This window comes from Micromonospora sp. U21 (genome assembly GCF_018070045.1).
Classification (GTDB): Bacteria; Actinomycetota; Actinomycetes; order Mycobacteriales; family Micromonosporaceae; genus Micromonospora.
Genome location: NZ_JAGPYK010000020.1, coordinates 112,002 through 129,179, shown reverse-complemented (window position 1 = coordinate 129,179; position 17,178 = coordinate 112,002). Strand labels below are relative to the sequence as shown.

Below are 17,178 nucleotides of genomic sequence, written 5' to 3'. Positions count from 1 at the left end.
CTGTCCAGCTCCCCGACGGCATCAGCCGGACGACGGTCATGCACACTGGTCACCAGAACAGCCCTTGGTTATTGATGCTCTTCCCTAGACAAGAAGATCATCAACCAAGGGCTGTTTCCGTGATCGGGGTCCCCACAGGAACCTCGGAGGTTAAAGATCAAGTTAGGGGCTAGGGCTCGGCCACGACCCATGTCCTCAACACGTGGCTACTCCATCAAGCCTGTTTGATGTACCTTGCTGTCATGGCGTCGTCGAATCAAGCCGCCCCGGCGTTTGTGCGCTTGGCGGCCCATCCGCTGCGGTGGCGGCTGCTGACCGAACTCGCCGACAGCGACTACCGGGTCCGGGAGTTGGTGACGCTGATGGGTGAGCCGCAGAACCTGGTCTCCTACCATCTGCGCCTGCTGCGTGACAGCGGGCTGGTCACCGCCACACGCAGCAGCTTCGATGGCCGCGACATCTACTACCACCTGGATCTGGACCGCTGCTCAGATGCGCTGGCCGAATCCGGCTCCGCGCTGCACCCGGCGCTGCACCGGGAGCATGCGCCGCGCATACCTCTGGTCGACCTGCGGCGCTCGCTCCGCGTCGGCGTGCTGTTCGTGTGCACTGGCAACGGCGCGCGCTCACCGATCGCCGAGGCCCTGCTACGCCACCGCGCCGGCGGCCAGGTCGAGGTGGCCAGCGTCGGCAGCCGGCCCAAGCCCCGCCTTCATCCCAACGCCGTACGGCTGCTGCGCGACGAGTTCGGCATCGACATCATCGGCCAGCGCCCCCGACACTTGGACACGGTGACCGGCCGCCGGTTCGACTACGTGATCAGCTTGTGCGACAAGGCCCGCGAGGCCTGCCCTGACTTTCCGGACCATCCTCGGCGGGTGCACTGGAGCATCTCCGACCCCGCCACGGCCGACACCGACCAAGCCAGCTACCCCGCCTTCCAGCAGACCGCAGCCGACATCGACACCCGCATCAGACACCTGCTGCCCGTACTCACCGCCGCCCGCCCTTGAAGGAGATTCAGCAGTGACAGCACCCGACCAGTACGCCAGTGTCCGCTACCTCGTTGATGACGTACAGACGGCCGTGGACTTCTACACCACCCATCTCGGCTTCACCCTGAACACCAGCGCCGCGCCCGCCTTCGCAGACGTGGTGCGCGGCCCGTTGCGGCTGCTGCTGTCCGGGCCAGCCAGCTCGGGCGCCCGCGCAACCCCCGACGACGCGACCACCGCCGGACGCAACCGCATCCATCTGATCATCGACGACCTGGATGCCGAGATCGACCGACTGCACAGCACGGGACTGTCGTTCCGCAGCGACGTGGTTACCGGTCCCGGCGGCCGCCAAATCCTGCTCACCGACCCCGCCGGCAACCTCATCGAACTGTTCCAACCCGCCCACCGGCCGGGTGCACCCACACCGGCCGCGCTCTGACCGGGACACTGCCGCCAGGGCGGAGTTGGACTTCGCGGTCGAAAAAATCTCTGCTGATGAGCTCGAACGCCGTGGGCCGAATCCCGCCTGGGTCTCATACGTTGAAGCGGAACATAGAGCCGCTAACCCGCCACCAGCGTGAACGGCCGGTGACACCTGCTCGCACGGCGACTCGGGCTGCCATCGTTGGTGGCTGGTTGACGACGTTTGACAGTGTCTCGTGCCCCCTGTGTGCCCCACACTGCCCGGAACCAGCGGGCCGTCGTTCCGACCTACTCATTACGAGTCCGTCCCCGGCCGCCGGTCCGCCGCCTGGTCCTGGCGCTCGACATGGCGTCCCAGTCCGCGATCGTCCGCTTGCGTTCGCCGGTTTGGCTGCTCCGTTGGCTGCTCCTGGTAGAACCAGACCACTGCGTAGGGAAGCTCATCCGCAACACGTGCCGCCAGCAGACGTCCCTCTGCGGCGAAGGCTGCATCCTCGTCTGCCGTCACGGGTCTGCTGTCATTTGGATCGGCGATGTTGACCATGGACTCGGACCATTGCCGCCAAGACGCCAACCGCCCCACGAGGCTGCCGGACAGCCCGAGCGTTGCAGGATCGTGCGGCTCGTAGACGTCATTGGGGTCGTCACGGACCCACAGGGGCCAGCATCCGTAGTCGTCCATCACCTTGATCAGCACTGTGTGAGGGTACGTCGAGGATCTTCCAGGCGTCCCCGGCAGGATTCGAACCTGCGACACACGGTTTAGGAAACCGATGCTCTATCCCCTGAGCTACGAGGGCGCGAGTGCTCAGCCTACCTGCCAGCGGATACCCACGGGTGCCCAGGAGTGCCCTCCCGTGCCCACCGGTGTGAGCTGCCGTTGCGCCGACCGGAGGAGCACACATGGAGCACGCGATCGCCGACCGGCCGGGTTCCGTGCCCGCCCCTGCCCAGCGCTGACCAAGCCTGCCCGGCAATGCCCGCGACTCACCGAGCAGATTCCGAGCAGAGCTACAGGGATCAACAGGTACCCGGGCCCGTCGCCAGAGTGCGGTCCGGCAGGTCAGCACGGCCACCCGGAAGAGTCACTATGTTGCGGTTCCGCCATCCGCTGCTGTGTGTCGCGCCCAGTGGCTCAGCACATCGTCCAGTCCTCGACGGTCAGAACTAATTCCTCGGCGCGGGCGGTCGGGATCTTGTGCCGTTTGGCGATCTCCGTCAGTACCGCTTCCTCACTGATTTCGACGTCGTCCTCAGTTGCCTGGTTGAACTCAGTGTTGAGCACGTATGCCTGCTCCGTCGGGACCTTGCAGGTGTTGGGCTGCGTCAGCTTGTCCCGGACGGCGGTCTGATGGAGCCGGTAGCCTCGCCAGGACGCGGCGTCTGCCTTGGCGGCGTCCGACCAGCGCCCCTCTGGCGCCCATTCGTAGACCGCGTAGCTCGGCACGACCTCACGCCGGTCATAGGTGACCACGATCGACAGCGCCTGCCATCCCTGACCTCGATGGCTCTCCACAATCTGCGACGCCACGTCAGTGACCTGCTCGCCGGTAACGGGATAGACGCGCAGTTCCACCCGGAGGGCGAGACGACGAGCTCCGGAGCCGGCGCTGACGTCTCGTCGTTCAAAGACTTCGTAGGCAGCTGCGGGATGTTCAGGCCTCGCTTCGCGAGTTGCCGCTGCCGGGGGCGAGGCAGCCGTAGCGGTTGGTGAGGTACGCATAGCCCTGGTGGAGGCGGGCTCCGGCGTGCGGGCGCTCGGTGAGGGTGCCGGTTCGGTAGCAGGGCTGGCCGGAGCAGGGCGAGGGGGCGTGGGGTCGCCGATGATCAGACCAAGAGTGGCCAGGCCCGTTCCACCTACGCAGCACATGAACAGCCCACCCACGACCACCACCAGCAGGACAAGGCCCACCCTTGCATGTTGAGATGGGGTCCCTGCGGCCACGGCTGGTACCAGTGAGGGCTCTACGGCCGACAATCCATCGGGTCCAGGCGGCTGTTGAGCTGAGGGCTCAGGCGGACCGGGCATCTGCGGCACGGCATCTCCAGTGAGAGGGCGTACCGCGATTGTCGCCGCCACTGCGGCCCCGCGCGCTCCGTCGAACAGCGGAACCATCAGCCCCACAACGGCACGCGCGTCCGTCGAACACCTACTGCGGCGGGCCAGCCGAGTCCATGAACTCGATATGGCTACTGATCCACCCCAGCGGTAAGGGTTGGATCGCCGTCCTGCCATGCCACTGGCGCCGGTGACCGGTCGTGCTGTGCCGGCATTCGTCCGGGCTGGGTCAACCCGGGGCGAAACAGCTCAGGCGACCAGGAATCGGGTCGGCTCGCGCAGCACCATGGCCGCCCGGTCCAGGTCCGCCAGTCGGGCCGCCAGGGTCGCCATGGCGAGCCGTGTCGGCAGGGCGGCGTTGAATTTGAGGCCGACCACCGCCTTCTCGTCGATCTCCGGCAGGCACAGCCGGTCCGCGGCGTCCGCTGTCAGTGACCGCCACGCCTGTGGGGTGAGGTCTTCCCGGAGCCGGATGGCGCTGTCGTCGAACCTCTCCACCGGGTCGACGACCTCGCCGAGGGTCGCGGTCAGGGTGGCGTTCGCCCGGAAGCCGGCCCAGGTCCACCAGCGCAAGTCCCCGTCCTTCTCCCTCACGATGACCGTTCCGCCCGGATGCACGAGGTGCGCTTTGTCGGCACGTACCTCGGCGAGTCGGGCCGCCGCACGGCGGGTGATGGCGACCGGCGGGTCCGCACCGAGCAGGACATCTCGCATGGAGCGGTTTAGCTCGAAGCCCAGGTAGGCCCAGCCGCTGCCCCGCCAACGGGCTCGTCCGCCGCCGTCGGCAGGCTCCACGAAGCACCGCCGCCGACGCCAGTCGATGTAGGTGACGCGCCAACTCCGGCCGCCCAGCAGCAGCCGACGGTCACCTCGGACCTCCTCGGTGAGCAGGCTCGGGTCGATCCGGCCGAGCTCGGTCCGGCCGGTCAGCACGGTGAACTCCGGGGGCCCGGTGAAGACCGCGGTCAGGTCCATGAAGTGCCGGTGGCCGAAGCGCTGCTCGGCGGCCGGGCCGATGAACAGCATCCCGCCGTCCTGGTCGAGGTAGCCGTGCTCCACGAGATGACGGACGATCGGGCGGGCACTCTCCCCAAAGGGCGGCAGCCCGTTCCACGCCTGCGTCCAGAGCTGGTCGCCGACCCGATGCTCCTGCAGACAGAGCGCAAGCACCTGCTGAGCCACGATGTGCCTCGGCGCGGGCGGCGCGCTCACCGGCTCCACCCAGCCCCGGGCCCAGAGCAGCAAAAGCGCCGCCGCCTCGGTCAGCGCGTCGCCGCCGAGAGTCAGGAAGAGGCAGTTACGACTGCTGCCCGAGCGCCGCCCGGTACGGCCGAGTCGTTGCAGGAACGACGCCACCGTGGCCGGCGCGTCGATCTGGATCACGCGGTCCAGGTCGCCGACGTCGATGCCCAGTTCGAGAGTGCTGGTGGAGACGATCACGCAGTCCCGGGCCTCGCTGAACGCCTGCTCGGCGCGGCGGCGCTCATCGACGGAGAGCGACGCATGGGAGAGGAAGGTGGTCACTCCCTTCTCCCGCAGCAGTTGACCGAGTTCTTCGACGGTCTGACGAGACTCGCAGAAGACGAGGCGCTTCTCGCCGCCGTGCAACCCGGCGATCACCGTCGCGGCATTGGCCAACGAGCCGACGTAGTCCAGCTCGATGTCGCCGGGCGGCTGGCGATCAACCACCGCGGCCGCATCGGGAGCCACTACCTGTGCCGGCCGGCTGCCCGCGCCCGATCCCTGTAGCCAGGTGAGCAGTTCCCCGGGGTTGCCGACGGTGGCGGACAGTCCGACCCGCTGCAGGGGTCGGCTCGCCACCCGGGTCAGCCGTTCCAGCACGGCCAGCAGGTGCCAGCCCCGGTCGTCGCCGGCGAAGGCGTGCACCTCGTCGACGACGACGGCGTGCAGGTCCGCGAAGAACAACCGGTGGTCGACCTTCGTGCTGACCAGCATGGATTCCAGCGACTCGGGCGTGGTGAGCAGGATGTCGGGTCGTTCGAAGAGCACCGCCCGGCGGCGGGAGGTGTTGACGTCGCCATGCCAGACGGCGGCGCGCCGACCGAGCCAGCCGGCGTAGCGCTCGATGCGGGGTTGGAGGTTGTTGAGTAGAGCCTTCAGCGGGGCGAGGTAGAGCACCGAGGTACCCGTCCACCGCTGCTCGGCCATCCGGCTGAGCAGCGGGAAGAGCGCCGCCTCGGTCTTGCCGCCGGCGGTCGGGGCGAGGAGCAGGGCATCGTGGCCGCCGCGTACGGGCGCGACGGCGGCTCGCTGCATCGGGCGCAGGTCGCGCCAGCCCAGGGTGTTGACCAGGTGGTGCAGCACCACCGGGTCGAGGTCGGGCGGCATGTCAGATCGGCAGTTCGATGTCGTCGGCTGAGGCGGCGGCGTTGCGTTCGACTTCGGTCAGCTCGTCGGCCCGCAGGGTCAGCGCGTAGTGCTGCCGTGGGTCCCAGTCCGCGAACTGGTCGACCCGGTCGAAGACGTCCGCGACCAGCTTCTTGAGGTAGATCCGGGGGGCCACGCCGACCTGACCGCCGAGCGCTCCGGTGACGGCTCGGGCCAGCGTGGCGAGGTACGCGTCGTCGACCCGGGAGTCGACGGCCGCGCTGCCGTAGATCTCCCGTACCCGCTGGCCGAGTTCGACGAGGGCCTCCGGGCTGAAGCCGGGCAACCGGAGCTGGGTGGCCCGCGGATTGTCCCAGCGTGGCTCGGGGCCGAAGTCGGTGGCGAGCCGCTGGGCGAGCGGCGCGAGCCGCTGGACGCCCTGCGGGCCGTCGAAGAAGGCGGGCGTCCCGGTGATCAGCACCAAGAGGCCGGGGAAGCGGTCCGCGTGGACCTCGTCGATGAGCTGCCGGAGCGAGTTGAGCGCCTTGTCCCGGGCGTCGGAGCGGACCCGTTGCAGCGTCTCCACCTCGTCGAGCACCAGCAGCAGCCCCTGGTGCCCGCTGTCACGCAGGACGGTGAGCAGTCCGCGCAGGAAGTTCAGCGCCGCGAAGTGGTCGAGGTCGCCCTTCACCCCGGCGGCCCGGCGCGCGGACGCCGCGACGTGCGGCTGACCGGCCAGCCAGGCGGCGAGGCCGTCCGCGGTGCCGTGGTCGCCGGTGGCGGTGGCGGCCCGGTAGCCGCGCAGAGCCGCCGCGAAGCCCGGGGTGCTGCGGGAGATGTCACCCAGCCGCCGCTCCAGCAGGTCGCTGACCGCCCGGTCGAGCGCTTCCGCGTCGTCCTCGGCGATCGCGCCTCCGGCGAGGACGTCCTCCTCCAACGCGAAGATCCAACCATCGAGTACGGGCCGGAACGCGCTCGGCGCGAACTGTTCGGTGCTGAGGTGCTCGACCAGCCGGCGGTAGACCGTCTCCATCCGGTGCAGCGGGGTCTCCAGTTCGGAGATCTGCACCTCGGCGGCGGCGAAGCCGCGCCGTTTGGCGCGCTCGGCCAGCCAGCGGGTGAAGAAGGTCTTCCCGGCGCCATACTCGCCCCGGACGGCCTTGAAGACGCTGCCTCCGCCGGCGACCCGGTCGAGGTCGTCGTCGAGGGCGGCGGTGAACCGTTCCAGCCCGACCGCGAGCGCGTCGAGTCCGTTACTCGGGACGACACCGCGACGAAGGGCGTCGACGATGTCCCGGCGACGGCGGGCGGACAACTCCACGGTCACCGCGGCTCCAGCTCGAACTGCTCGATCAGCAACGCCCGGTTGAGGTGGACCGTGCGACCGTCCGGGTCGAGGGTGATCACGGGGTAACCCTCGACCTGAAGCAGCCGACGGAGCGCGGCCACGGTGCCGGTGATGCGGTGCGCCGGAACTCCGGCCCGGGCGGCGAGGGTGTCGAGGGTCGCCCGCTCACCGCCAGCCAGCAGCGTGCCGAGCAGCGCGGCGACCCGTTCGTCGGCCAGGGGCATCCGGGGGTCGCGCCGCTGGGCGTACCGGTCGCTGGCGAGCAGGGCCGTCACCAGGTCGGGGGCCCCCGGGACGGGCTGCGGGGCGGCGACCGGCGCGGCGACGACCGGAGCCAGGTCGAAGAGGCTCTCGGGCTGCTGCTCGACGGGCCGGCGCGGGCGCCGTCGGTTTGCCGTACCGGGTTCGGGCAGCGGCGACGAATCGGCCAGCGGTTCCCGCCACCAGTCGGGGCTGGCGACGGGGGCACCGGCCCATCCCGGTACGGCCTGGTCGTCACCGGCGGTCAGCACCAGCAGCGGGATGACGACCTCCGCCGGTGCGGCGCCGCCGTGGTAGCCGGCCTTGCGCGGCCCGTACCGCACCTCCTCCCGCCAGGGCAGGACGACCGTGCCGCCGCCGAGCGCCACCCGGCTGCCGGTCACGGTGACCTCGGCGTCGCCGGCCGGGGCGGTCGCCGGTCGCCACCGGTTCTCGTTGCTGGCACTGGGCAGGGTGAGCGACTCCGGTCCCCGGTCGACGACGTGACCGTGGTCGGAGACGAGCACGACCACCCGGTCAGCGGCGGAGGCCAGCAGGTCGCCGACGGCGGTGATGGTCTCCTCGCCCCAGACGGTGGTGCCCGGGTCGCTGCGGTCAAGGGCGTCGTCGATGGTGTTGACGACGGCGGCGACCACCGGGGTCGACAGGTCGTCGAGCGCGGCCAGCACCTCCGGGTCCAGCGCGTTCCCAGCGCCGGCCCGCAATGCCGCCTTGTGCAGCAGCCGTCCGTCGGGAAACCGCTCGCTGAACGCCTTCCGCTCGGCCTGCTGGCCACCGGCGGTGATCCGCCCGCTCAGCAGGCTGCACCGGCTGGCCTCGGTGACGGTGGGCAGGGCCGCCAGCACGCCGGTCCGGGGCCCACCGCCGGGGGTGAGTTCCACCCAGGCGCCGGTGCGGGTAACCGACTCGGCCAGCTCGGTGGCCGCCGCGACGCTCATCCCGTCCATCACGAGCATCAGCACGCGGCGCCCCTGGTCGACGATCGGCTGGACCACCCGGTCGAGCACGTCCTCGACCCGCAGCAGGGCACCCGGTTCGATCTCGGCGCTGGTGGCGGCGGCCAGCAGCGTGGCGAACAGCTGGTCGTGCCGGGCCCGGCGGGCGTCCACGGCCCGGTGCAGCAGCCGGTACGCCTCGGCGACCTGCTGATCGGGATCGCCCGCGAAGACGTCGAGGCGAGCCCGGTCGACCCACCCGTCGTGGCGGACCTGCCGGTGCAGCGCGTCGAGCAGGGTGGCCGGCGCGGGTCCGTCGGCGGTGTGGAGCCAGCGCAGCAGGCGGACGGTCATCCGCGCGGTCTCCACCCGGCGCGGCTCGGCGGCCCGGTGCGCCTCCACGGTGGCGAGCGCCGACTGCGCCCGGGTCACCGCCGCGGGCAGCGCCGATCCGCCGGCCGGCACGGCGAGGCGTACCGCGTCGGCGAAGGCCCGCAGCCGCTGGACGAACCCGCTGGGCAGGACGGTCGACGCGCCGAGCAGCCCTGTGATGCCGATCTCGGCGGCGATCGCCTCGGCCCGGCGCAGCATCCGCATCGCCTCGTCCCGACCTTTGTCACCGGAGTCGACCGTCCGGTAGATCCACGCCTCGGCGGCCTGGTGCAGCGCCTCGGCCTGCTGTGGGGTGAGCCGGAACCCGCCGAACCGGGGTTCCAGTCGGGTCCGGCCGACGGCGGCCTCCACTTCGGCGGTCCGCTCGCTGGCGGCGGGCCAGAGCAGCCCGGCCAGCAGTCCCAACGGGATCACATCCACCCCGTGCCCGGCCCGTACGGCGGCCATGATCGGGACGGCGGCGCGGCCGGCGGTCCCGGTGAGGTAGGCCGTGACGCCCTCGGCAACGACGTCGGGCACGGTGGTGAACCGCAGTTGCCGGGTGACGTCGGTGCTCCACTGCACCAGGCCGCTGTCGTCGAGTTCTGCGGGTGGCAGGTCGAGCAGTTCGGAGGTGAGGCTGCGCAGCGCGTGGTCGCGGGTGAGGATCGCGCCGGGCGGGGCGGGCCAGCCGTCCGACGGGGCGTGGTCGCTGAGCGCGTTGGCGACCCAGCGTCCGACCCGGACCAGGGTGGGATCGAGATCCTTGACCCCCCCGAACATCTGCCGGACCAGGTCCCACGGGTCGATCTTGCGGACGGTCTGCTTGCTGAGGTGGGCGAGGAGCCCGTCGCCCAGTTCGCTGTCGGTCAGCTCGGTCAGCAGCACCAGCCGCTCACCGTCTGCCCGGTCGTGCAGAGCCGCGCGGGCAGCCAGCGGGGTGGGGCACGGGACGACCCGAACGCGGGTGCCGTCGACGGTGAGCACCGGCTCGGCCGGCCACTCGGGGCGGGCGGTCAGCGCGATGGCGCCCGCCTGGTCGTTCTCGGCCAGCCACGCCTCGACCTTGCGGCGGACCGCGTCCGGCTGCGCCGCGCTCACCGGGGCGCTCACAACCCCGCCCGGCGCAGCACGATTTCGGGCCCGGCGACGCGAGCGGTCATCGGATCTCCCAGGTGACGGTGATTGGACGGCCGGCGGCAACCTCGGCCTCGATCTCGGCGGCCACCTTCTCCCAGGTGGCCGCGTCGGTGACCTCGCGACGCTGCTGGGTGACAGGGATCGACCCGCCGCCACCGGCCATCACGCCGGAACCGCTGCCGCCGGACACCAGGCCAGCACCAGCACCACCAGGCAGCGTGCCCGTGCCGCCACCATTCGGCTCAGCACCGGAGTGGTCACCGGTCCGCACCCGGGTCGGGTCGGCATCCTGGGGCCGCTGTTGCGTCGGCAGCAGATCGGTGGTCCCGGGGGTCGTCCCACCGCTGGCCCGGGTGACCTCGGTACGGTCCGTCGGCCGAGACTGCTCATCGGCGGCGAGCAGCGCCGCCGACGCCGCCACCGCCGTCTGGAAGGCGTCGACCAGGTCCTGTCCGTGCTGTTCGCGCCGGGCGACCTCCCGAAGCTGTCCGATGATCACCTGCGCCCGCTCGTCGTGGGCGGATCTGGCCACAATCGCCTGGAGCAGGGGCCACTGGTGGGCCTGGGCCAACGCTGCGCTGATCTTGCCCGCCTGGCCGAGCACCTCGCCGACGGCCTGGTCGTCGACGTCGCCCAGATTGGCACGGGCCGCCGTCTCGACCAGCACCACGTCGTCGCGCTCGGCGGCCAGCTCGGTCACGAACCGGGCCGCCCGGCGAGCGGTGGCGAGCCGGCCGGCCGCGGCCGAGAGGTCCAGGCCCAGCACGTCGGCGTGCGAGGTCAGCGCGTCGACGAGGTCGCCGGCCGCCTTCTTCCGGGCACCCGCCGCCGAGCGCAGCGTGCCGGCGAGGTTGCCGAGGTTGGCCGGCGTCCGCCAGACGGGCAGCACCCCGCCGAAGATTGCCGAGCCCCGGCGCACCGCGTCCGCCCAGGCCTGTTCGTCGGGCATCGGCGGGTGCCGCAGCTCCAGGTCGTCCCGCACGGCGGCCAGGGTGGTCACGTCGAGCTTGCCGCCGTGCTGGTACCAGGCGAGCTGCTGTTCGAGCCCGAAGACGACAATGATCAGGTTCTGCAGCTCGCGGTCGAAGCCGAACGCAGCGGGCTCGTCGATGAGCCGGCGCAGCACGTGGACCGGGAAGTGGTCGGTGTAGCCCTCGTTGGCGGCGGCCTGGAGCAGGTGCTGACTCCACCGGCAGGTGCTGGTGGTGAGCACGTACCGGCCGTCGATCAGCTCGCCGAGGCGCAGGTTGTTGCAGACCCGGCGAAGGGTGCGCTGGTCGACGGGGTTGAGGACGCTGACTCCCCGGGCGGAGTCGGCGGCGGCCTGCCGGGCGTACTCCAGGATCTTGGTCATCTCGCTGCGGGTGACCGGCTTCTCGTCGTCGGGCATCGCCGGGCGGCCCGGGTAGGACCAGGCGAGGAGTTCCCCGGTGAGATTCTTGAATGCCTCGGCGAGGGTGCCGCCCCTCGGGTCGCCGACGTGCAGCCCGTCGGTGAGGGTGTGGAACACCCCAATGCTGTCGTCCTGCACGTCGGCGCCGTGCGAGGTGCCGGCCCCGTACGCCTGCATGAGGGCGCTGAGCAGGGTGCCGCGCAGCTGGGTCTGGCGCTGCTGGAGGTAGACCTTGCCCTGCTGCCGGTCGACCAGCGGCCAGTCCGCGGCCAGGGAGTTGAGCCGGTCGCCGGTGCCGCTGCCGAGCAGATAGTTGATCTTCGCGAGCTGGGCGACCTTGCCCATCATCTCGTCGGTCAGGAAGAAGGGCAGCCAGAAGACGGTCCGGGAGCCACGCTCCAAACGCTCGATCCGGGCGCGGTCGGCGCTGCGCTCGTAGCCCTGCGGGTCGAACGGGTAGTCGATGATGACCCGCCACGCCTCGCCGGTGGCGATCAGCGCGGAGACCGGCATGGTGTCGGGGTCGCGGACGTTGCCGAACTTGACCTGGACGGTGTGCCGCCGGCCGCGCCAGTCGCGGGAGTGCAGCAGCTCGCCGAGCTGCCCCTCGGCCCCGGCGATCCCCATCTCCGCGGTGACCAGTTCCCGGATGAGCTGCTGCCGTACGCCGGTGGTGGTGGCCTCGTCCTCGGGGACCAGGTCGAGCAGCTTGTCGTAGTCGACGGTGTGCAGCTTGAGGGTGACCACCGGGTCGGGGGTCTTGGTCAGGTGCAGCTCCCCGGCGCCGTCGGAGACCCGGTTGAGCCGGTTGAGCACGATCTGCCGCTCGTAGCCGGGGATCGGCGAGGTGATCGAACCGAAGTTCAGCGCGTGCAGCTTGGCGGCGGTGAGGTTGTGCAGGGCCGGCACCTCGGGCACCAGGGCGCCGAGCAGCACCGTCTTGATCAGCTTGTCGTCGAGCTGGAACTGCTGGTGCCCGGCGGCCTGTTCCTCGCCGATGCCGTTGAGGTTGAGCAGGATCGGGCGCAGTTTCTGCGTATACAAACTACGGGCGGACTGGAAGAGCTGCTTGAGCTTGGGCCGGTCGGGCAGCTCGCCGTGCAGCACCAGCGGGTCGAACAGCGCCGCCACCCCGATCAGGTCGTTGACCTGGAGGGTGTCCCGGCGGTCGACGAGCAGCTCGGTCATCACCTTCAGCGCGGTGCGCTCCCGCTGCAACGCCTGGGAGAGCGCCACCAGGGTGGCCACCAGCGCCGGCGAGAACGGATAGAGCTTGCGGAAGGCGGCGGCGTCGGAGCCGATGCCGGCGTCGCCATACTGGGCGCCGAGCAGCAGCGCGTCCCACACCTCCCGATTGCCCCGCACGGCGGCGAAGGCATTGTCGAGCACCGCGCGGGCCGCGTCGTCGATCGGCTTGAGCAGCCGCTTCTCGGTGATCTCGGGCAGGTTGGTGTCGGCGAGGGCGATCTCGCCGAACCGGCCCTGGACGCTGCGCATGACGTGCGCCAGGGCCTCCCGTTCGGTGCCGCCGACCTGAGGGCCGAGGAAGTCCTCCAGGTTGCGCTGCCGGGCGACGAACGAGATCAGCGGCAGCGGCCGGGTGGCGTCGGCCGACTCGACGAGCTTGTTGAGCTTGGCGCCCTCGGTGTTGACGAAGGTGTGGTCGCTGATCTTGGTGGAGAGCCAGAGGATCAGCTCGTCGAGGAAGAGCACCAGCGCGTCGTACCCGAGCGACTTGGCGTGCCGGGTGATCACGGCGAGGCCGGTGTCCAGGTCGAGGTATTCCCCGCTGCGGACCGCACCGGTGAAGAACGTGCTGGTCAGCGCGCTGACCAGCCGGTCCCGCTCGGCGGTGCCGGGCGGCGCCGCCGCGGCGGCGGCGTAGCTCTGCGGGGTCCAGCCGGCGGCCCGGGTGACCAGGGCGGCGAGCCCACCGCCGCCGGCCGCGGGGGCGCCGCCGCCGTCGTGCAGCGCGGCGAAGAAGGCGTCGTCGCCCATCCGCTCGCGCAGCCGCGCGGCGTCGTCGAGCAGCGCGTCCGACCGGTGTACGGCGGGGACGGGCGCCTCCGGGTGCAGTTTGGTGATCTGGTTGAGGTAGCCCTCCAGGACCGCCTGCTCGACGGAGCGCGCGTCGAGCATGTGGAAGGTGAGGGTGAGCAGCTTCCGGTCGCGCAGCCAGGTGTCGGCGGCGAGCACCGGCTCGGCCAGGCCGCGCACCTCGCGGGCCGCCGGGTTGTGCTGGAGGATCTCCCGCAGCACGGCCATGAAGTGCGACTTGCCGGAGCCGAACGACCCGTGCAGGAACATCGCCTGGGAGCGGCCGGTGGTGACGGCGTGACCGATCCGGCGCAGCGCCTCGGCGAAGTTCTCCCGGAGCTGGTCGGTGACGACGTACCGGCGCAGGTCGGCGCCCTCGGCGGCGCGGACGACGAAGTCACCGTCGCCGACCGAGGTCGGAATGTCGATCACGTCCCGTAGCAGGGTCATCACCGCTCCTCGCACCACCGCTCCCCGTGACGCCGGCGTCACCGGCGACCCGCCGATCCTAAGGTGTCCGGGCGATCCCGCGGCCACTCCACCTCGCTGGGGCTCTCCGGTATCGTGCTCGCCGGCGCCGGAACGGACCCAGTGGGCGGAATGGGCTGATGAGTGAGTATCAGTACTACGAGTTCCTGGCGGTCGATCGGCCGCTGACCGCCCAGCAGCTCGACGAGCTGCGGAGGCTGTCGACCCGGGCCCGCATCACCTCGACGAGCTTCGTCAACACCTACCAGTGGGGCGACTTCAAGGGCGACCCGCGGGCGGCTGGTGGCGGAATGCTTCGACGCCTTTCTCTACCTGGCCAACTGGCGCACCCGCCAACTCATGATCCGGCTCCCCCGCGGATCGCTGGATCTGGGCACCGCACAGCGGTACTGCGACACCGAGTCGGCGTCGGCGTGGGTCGCCGGCGACCGGGTGGTCATCGACCTCACCGATGAGGACGAGGAGGGCGAGTGGAACTGGGACGACGACGGGGAGGGCCGACTCGCCTCGATCATCCCGGCCCGGGCCGACCTGGCCGGCGGTGACCTGCGGCTGCTCTATCTGGCCTGGCTGCTCGCGGTGGGGCGACACGAGGTCGACGACGACGAGCCGGAGCCGCCGGTTCCGCCGGGTCTGGGCACGCTGACCGCACCGTTGCAGAGCTTGGTGGAGTTCCTGCGGATCGACACCGATCTGCTCGCGGTCGCGGCCGAAACGAGCGCGTCGCTGTCCCGCGCGGAGCCGGCCGAGGTACGCCGCTGGCTGCGGGGCCTGCCGACCGACGAGAAGGACCAGCTGCTGCTGCGCGTCCTGCGGGACGGAGACGTACCCGTGCGGGCCGAGCTGCGGCGACGGTTCCGGGCCGCGAAGCCCGACCGCGACCCGGCAGGTGCCGCGCCCGGCGGCCGTACGGCGGGGCAGCTCAGGAAGGCCGCCGGGGCGCGGTGGGCGGAACGTCAGCGGCAGGCGCAGCAGCGGCAGGCCGAGGAACGCGCCCGCCAGGAGCGGGAGGCGGCGGCTGCCCGCGAGCGACGCCTGACCGAGCTGGCCACCCAGCCGGAGCAGGCGTGGCAGCGGGTGGATGCGCTGATCGCGACGAAGAAACCGCGCGAGTACGATGCGGCGGTCGGGCTGCTGACCGAGCTGGCCGCCCTTGGCCAGCGGGACGGCCGGGAGGAGGCGTTCGCGGGGCGGATCCGACTGCTGCGCCAGGCGCACCAGCGCAAGCTGATGGACCGCTTCGACCGGGCCGGCCTGCCAGGCGAGTAGGCACCCGTTCACCGCTGCCGGAACCGCCGGGAACACTCGCCGTCGTGGTCGGGCCGGAGCAGGCACCGCCGGCCGCTGGGCATGACCTGGTCGCAGAAAACCCAGTGGCGTACGTGCTGGTCGTCCTCGGCCGACACGGTGGTGCCCCCGGGGTCGGTCTGCGGCAGGACGTGCGTCCAGTGCGCCACCACCCGGGCGAGCCGCTGGGCGGCGACCAGGTCGCTGACGACCACGGGCAGGTGGATGACCCAGCGCTCGTTCACCGGTCGTATCCCCGCTCGTTGCGGGCCCGGGACTGCTCGGACTGCCAGCGGCGCAGCGCGTCCTTGATCCGCTCGGTCTCCCGCCGGCTCTGCGCGAGCGCGTCGTAGACGACGGCCAGGTCACCGGCGACCCGGTCGAGGAACTCCCCCACCTCCTGCGGATCGAGCCCACGCCGACCGACCGGGGTCGGCCGGAACCGCCGCTCGCGCACCTGCCACGGGCGGAGGGGATGGTAGGCCGCCGAGCGGTAGCAGGTCGGCCCGCTGACCGACCGCTGGCGACGCTGGGCACGCCGGAAGAAGACGCGCATGACAGGACCTGCCTCTCACCGTCGAGATTGACCTGTGGAAGGGGTGGGCCCGCCGGCCCGCCCCGCACCGGCGGACCCACCCCGGCACCTGCCACCGCAGCCTTCGAGCAGCAGTACGGCAGCAGGGCACACACGGCCGCTGAGCAGCGCGAACTCCACAGTGGCCGCAGATGCAGTGAAGCATTGGGCAAACGCAATTGCAACGTCGCAACAGCGTCATTGGAGGGGCGACTTTGCTGAAGAGAGATACCGGCTGTGACGTGTCTATTGCTTGTGAGACACCGCAGCGCTTCAATTGGACGGGCAGGTGTTGACGGATCACCACAGCCGGAGGCGGAGAGTGTCACAAGCAGTGACGGGCTCGACCATGTTGCGGCGGCAGATCGGGCGCAAGTTCGAGTCGCTCCGCAAGGCGGCGGGACTGACGATGGAACAGGCCGCCGATCGCTTGGACCGAGCCCGCGCGACGCTGCACCGGATCGAGAACGGCGCCGAGCACGTCCGCTTCCGACAAGCCGACGTGCAGCAGATGCTCGATCTCTACGGCGCATCCGCTGAGGACAGCGAGCTACTGCTCGCCCTGACTGCAGCGACGCGGGAGAACAAAAACTGGTGGCATGACTACGTTGGCTCCGGGCTGCCGCGCTGGTTCCAGCTCTACATCGGCCTCGAAGCGGCGGCGTCCGGCATCCGGCAGTACGAAGCCGAGCTTGTCCCCGGCCTGCTCCAGACCCGTGCCTACGCCGAGCAGGTCTTCAGGACCCCCGGCGGCTCAATCGACGCCGGCGACAACGATGAGCAGCAGCGCGCCGTCCAACTCCGAGTCGAGCGACAGGGGCTTCTCACCAGGTTCGCCGCTCCACAACTCAGCGTAATAATCAACGAGGCGGTGTTGCGCCGTCCGGTCGGCAGCGCCACGATCATGGCCGAGCAGCTTCACCAGATCCTGAAGGCCGCGGAGCTACCGAACGTAACCGTCCAGGTGCTGACTTTTTCTGCCGGGCTGCACGCCGGGGCGATGGCCGGTGCCTTCTCGATTCTGGAGTTCCCCCGCGACAGCAGCGGCAAGGAGGTGGAACCGCCGGTGGCCTACCTCGAGGCCGCGACCGGAGCCATCTACCTCGACAAGCCGCACGAGACCGCCGCCTACAACACCATTTGGACCGACATGACGGGCCGCGCCCTCAACGAGTCACGATCCAAGAGTCTGATCCAGCAAGTCGCAGAGGAGTACTCCCGTGCCTGACCTGACCGGTGCCGTGTGGCGCAAGTCGAGCCGCAGCAACAACGGCGGCAACTGCGTCGAGGTCGCCGACAACATCCCCGGCATCGTGGGGCTGCGGGACAGCAAGGACCCGTCCGGCCCGGCGCTGACCTTCGACCCGAGGGCCTGGGCCACCTTCGTCCAAGGCGTCAAGGGCGCGACGCTCAGCGGCTGATCGTCATCGCGCCGCCTCCATCCACGGAGGCGGCGCTTGCTGGCCTCCGGTCGAGGGCTCGACGCCGCCCCCATCGGCCGCAAGAATCGACCCATGGGGCTGAGCGATCGACG

Annotated in this window: 13 protein-coding genes and 1 tRNA gene; 5 read left to right on the top strand and 9 right to left on the bottom strand. The window is 70.8% G+C overall.

What is annotated here, in order from left to right:
- Positions 1-242 precede the first annotated feature (242 nt).
- Together KBX63_RS24060 and KBX63_RS24055 are read left to right on the top strand one after the other, a co-directional pair.
- Positions 243-1,013, top strand: a complete 771-nt coding sequence (locus KBX63_RS24060; protein WP_210914537.1) for an ArsR family transcriptional regulator — start codon at positions 243-245, stop codon at positions 1,011-1,013.
- 13 nt (positions 1,014-1,026) lie between these two features.
- Positions 1,027-1,437: a VOC family protein gene (locus KBX63_RS24055; protein WP_210914535.1), complete on the top strand. Its 411-nt coding sequence runs from the start codon at positions 1,027-1,029 to the stop codon at positions 1,435-1,437.
- Positions 1,438-1,716: 279 nt separating this feature from the next.
- On the opposite strand, the gene KBX63_RS24050 is transcribed toward KBX63_RS24055, so the two are convergent.
- From KBX63_RS24050 to KBX63_RS24020, 7 genes are all read right to left on the bottom strand, one after another.
- Positions 1,717-2,118 carry a hypothetical protein gene (locus KBX63_RS24050; protein ID WP_210914532.1) on the bottom strand — a complete coding sequence of 134 codons (402 nt, stop codon included), beginning with the start codon at positions 2,116-2,118 and terminating at the stop codon, positions 1,717-1,719.
- A 30-nt stretch (positions 2,119-2,148) separates the two neighbouring features.
- Positions 2,149-2,221 (bottom strand) — tRNA-Arg (locus tag KBX63_RS24045).
- Positions 2,222-2,556: 335 nt separating this feature from the next.
- Complete coding sequence (locus KBX63_RS24040) at positions 2,557-2,997, bottom strand: hypothetical protein (RefSeq protein WP_210914527.1); 441 nt, start codon at positions 2,995-2,997, stop codon at positions 2,557-2,559.
- A gap of 732 nt (positions 2,998-3,729) precedes the next feature.
- Positions 3,730-5,829, bottom strand: a complete 2,100-nt coding sequence (locus KBX63_RS24035) for a DEAD/DEAH box helicase (RefSeq protein ID WP_210914525.1) — start codon at positions 5,827-5,829, stop codon at positions 3,730-3,732.
- A 1-nt stretch (position 5,830) separates the two neighbouring features.
- Complete coding sequence (gene brxD / locus KBX63_RS24030; RefSeq protein WP_210914524.1) at positions 5,831-7,135, bottom strand: BREX system ATP-binding protein BrxD; 1,305 nt, start codon at positions 7,133-7,135, stop codon at positions 5,831-5,833.
- On the bottom strand, positions 7,132-9,825 hold the full coding sequence (pglZ, locus tag KBX63_RS24025; RefSeq protein ID WP_307871810.1) for a BREX-2 system phosphatase PglZ: 2,694 nt from the start codon (positions 9,823-9,825) through the stop codon (positions 7,132-7,134). The genes brxD and pglZ overlap by 4 nt, the downstream gene beginning before the upstream one ends.
- 58 nt (positions 9,826-9,883) lie before the next feature.
- Positions 9,884-13,744 (bottom strand): phage resistance protein, encoded by a 3,861-nt coding sequence (locus KBX63_RS24020; RefSeq protein WP_210914512.1) that lies wholly within the window; start codon positions 13,742-13,744, stop codon positions 9,884-9,886.
- Positions 13,745-14,065: 321 nt separating this feature from the next.
- On the opposite strand from KBX63_RS24020, the gene KBX63_RS24015 reads away from it, so the two are divergent.
- Positions 14,066-15,052 (top strand): hypothetical protein, encoded by a 987-nt coding sequence (locus KBX63_RS24015; RefSeq protein WP_247662963.1) that lies wholly within the window; start codon positions 14,066-14,068, stop codon positions 15,050-15,052.
- Positions 15,053-15,060: 8 nt separating this feature from the next.
- On the opposite strand, the gene KBX63_RS24010 is transcribed toward KBX63_RS24015, so the two are convergent.
- Positions 15,061-15,315: a hypothetical protein gene (locus KBX63_RS24010; protein WP_210914507.1), complete on the bottom strand. Its 255-nt coding sequence runs from the start codon at positions 15,313-15,315 to the stop codon at positions 15,061-15,063.
- The gene (locus KBX63_RS24005) at positions 15,312-15,626 is read right to left on the bottom strand and encodes a DivIVA domain-containing protein (protein ID WP_210914504.1); all 315 of its coding nucleotides are present in this window, start codon (positions 15,624-15,626) and stop codon (positions 15,312-15,314) included. Before KBX63_RS24005 ends, KBX63_RS24010 begins: the two co-directional genes overlap by 4 nt.
- Positions 15,627-15,993: 367 nt before the next feature.
- Between KBX63_RS24005 and KBX63_RS24000 the strand changes: the two genes are divergently transcribed.
- Together KBX63_RS24000 and KBX63_RS23995 are read left to right on the top strand one after the other, a co-directional pair.
- On the top strand, positions 15,994-16,872 hold the full coding sequence (locus KBX63_RS24000; protein ID WP_210914574.1) for a helix-turn-helix transcriptional regulator: 879 nt from the start codon (positions 15,994-15,996) through the stop codon (positions 16,870-16,872).
- Positions 16,865-17,065, top strand: a complete 201-nt coding sequence (locus tag KBX63_RS23995) for a DUF397 domain-containing protein (protein WP_210914503.1) — start codon at positions 16,865-16,867, stop codon at positions 17,063-17,065. The genes KBX63_RS24000 and KBX63_RS23995 overlap by 8 nt, the downstream gene beginning before the upstream one ends.
- Positions 17,066-17,178 lie beyond the last annotated feature (113 nt).

Bases quoted from the DNA above. Each gene is read 5' to 3' on its own strand.
- KBX63_RS24060 (WP_210914537.1), top strand. From the start codon at position 243: ATGGCGTCGTCGAATCAAGCCGCCCCGGCGTTTGTGCGCTTGGCGGCC.
- KBX63_RS24035 (WP_210914525.1), bottom strand. From the start codon at position 5,829: ATGCCGCCCGACCTCGACCCGGTGGTGCTGCACCACCTGGTCAACACC.
- KBX63_RS24020 (WP_210914512.1), bottom strand. From the start codon at position 13,744: ATGACCCTGCTACGGGACGTGATCGACATTCCGACCTCGGTCGGCGAC.
- KBX63_RS24005 (WP_210914504.1), bottom strand. From the start codon at position 15,626: ATGCGCGTCTTCTTCCGGCGTGCCCAGCGTCGCCAGCGGTCGGTCAGC.
- KBX63_RS24000 (WP_210914574.1), top strand. From the start codon at position 15,994: ATGTTGCGGCGGCAGATCGGGCGCAAGTTCGAGTCGCTCCGCAAGGCG.